2 protein-coding genes are annotated in these 1832 nt (G+C 55.8%); both read right to left on the bottom strand.

The features are described 5' to 3' along the window. Positions 1–956: MFS transporter (locus tag NG42_RS02170; protein ID WP_052897388.1), on the bottom strand; the 956-nt coding region annotated here is incomplete at its 3' end. Beyond that, a partial coding sequence (locus NG42_RS02165) for a hypothetical protein (RefSeq protein WP_241488283.1) occupies positions 946–1832 on the bottom strand: 887 nt, incomplete at its 5' end. The genes NG42_RS02170 and NG42_RS02165, both read right to left, overlap by 11 nt.

Below are 1832 nucleotides of genomic sequence, written 5' to 3'. Positions count from 1 at the left end.
AGTTCAGCGCCGCGAAAACGCTGACCAATCAACGTAATAATCACCGTATAGATACCGACAAACACTCCGCCCCAGATAAACAACAGCGCACGCGCCAGCCAGATATGCTGCAACGCCAGCGGCCAGACTAAAGCCCCAAGGGTGGACAGTGCAGCCAGCATCACGACCAATCGTTGACGATCGAAACGATCCGCCAGCCAGCCGACCGGCAGCTGCAACACGATGGCACCGACCAGCAAAATGGCGATCAACGAAGTGGCTTCGGATTCGCTCCAGCCGAGATTCATCGCATACAGCGGCAACAGGTTCATGCCAGCACATTCCAGCGCCGCATTCAGCACCGTCGCAGCCAGCGCCAGCGGAATTAACTTCACCCATGCCGCCAGTGAACGTTTTACCTCATGCTCTGACGACATGGCGCCGGTTCTCGACTGTAACATTGCCAGCGCGGCCAGCAGCGCGACAACGCCGCCCAGCATAAAGGCGTCAGACCCGCTGCCCATCAGACTGAGAATCATCGGCCCTAGCGCAAAGCCGAGCGACAGCATCGCAGTGTACATTGCTAAATTCTTCGCCCGATGCTGTTCCACCGAAACCTGATTCAGCCAGGTTTCGGTGACCACCAGAATCACTTCGGTGGCCACGCCGAGCAGCAACCGCAGCACAAACCAGCTGGCGACTGGCAGCCACGGAAACATCATCAGCAAACCTGCCGCTGCCAGTAAAGCAGTAAACATCAATTGCCGCGTCGAGAAGGTACGGCACAACCACGGCAACGCCGGGGCAATCAGCAACACGCCCAGCGCATGCATCCCGGCATTGATGCCGATAAAGGCTTCGCTGTAGCCACGATTCGCCAGCGTAATGGCAATCAGCGGTGCGCTTAGCCCATAGGTCAGACCAAAGATAGTGACGGCGGCAATAACGGAAATCTTTGCCCGCAATTCACTTCTCATGACTGTCGCTCTGCGTGAATTTTTGCCCTTTCTTCAGGCGGATTTCCTTTTTGATCAGCGATTTTCTGACGGTATACGCTTCGCGCACACGCTTATGCCAGGCGCGACTATATTGCGGCTCAATCACCCGTTGCAGCAGGCGGACATAATCCAGCGCCAGTCCGGGAGTCCAGGTCATCTCTTCTGCCCGACCACGCAACAGCCCCATCATCCAGAAATTGGGATCAAGCAACAAGCGCATCATCGGAAGACTACAGCGTCCCATGACGCCTTCAATGGCAACATCCAGCGCCTGAATCGCCGTTGACGAGCAGTTGCGCGAGGTCAGGTTATAGGTAGTATCCATCGAGAAAACCTGCCAAAAATTACGCAGTGCCTGTTCATTGTAACGCGTGAAAAGCACCTGCTGATCCGGTGGACTCCAGTCGACGATCTCCTCTTCCATGGAGGCAAAAAACCGTCCTGGAACGTCATTCTCCTCACCCGCACGCAACAGGGCGCGGAAGTTAGCGCTATCGCGGTCAATATAGTTAAATGGGTTATGGCTGATATACAGATCCGGAAGAAGTTGTAATGCGATATGGCCGGTGGAAATCACCCCGTCTTTATCCACGGCGGCGATATAGCGATCGACAACCCGGCGACGTTCGGTCACCACTGCCGATGCCGATCCGACAGGTGTCCACACCAGCGCCTGCAACGGAGTCTTTGGCGGTTGTTGTGGAAATGGCGGATGATAGTAGGCTACTTCCCGCCACGGTCGTAAACTGCGCGAAGTGAAGATCGGCAACACGCACACGGAGGCGTTGTCGGACATTAACTTGATCTGCCGTGCCATCATCAGCAACGAGATACCCCAGGTGCTCAGCAATAGCG

It is taken from the genome of Winslowiella iniecta, assembly GCF_001267535.1.
GTDB lineage: Bacteria > Pseudomonadota > Gammaproteobacteria > Enterobacterales > Enterobacteriaceae > Erwinia > Erwinia iniecta.
This window is presented reverse-complemented; position numbering and strand designations above follow the sequence as displayed.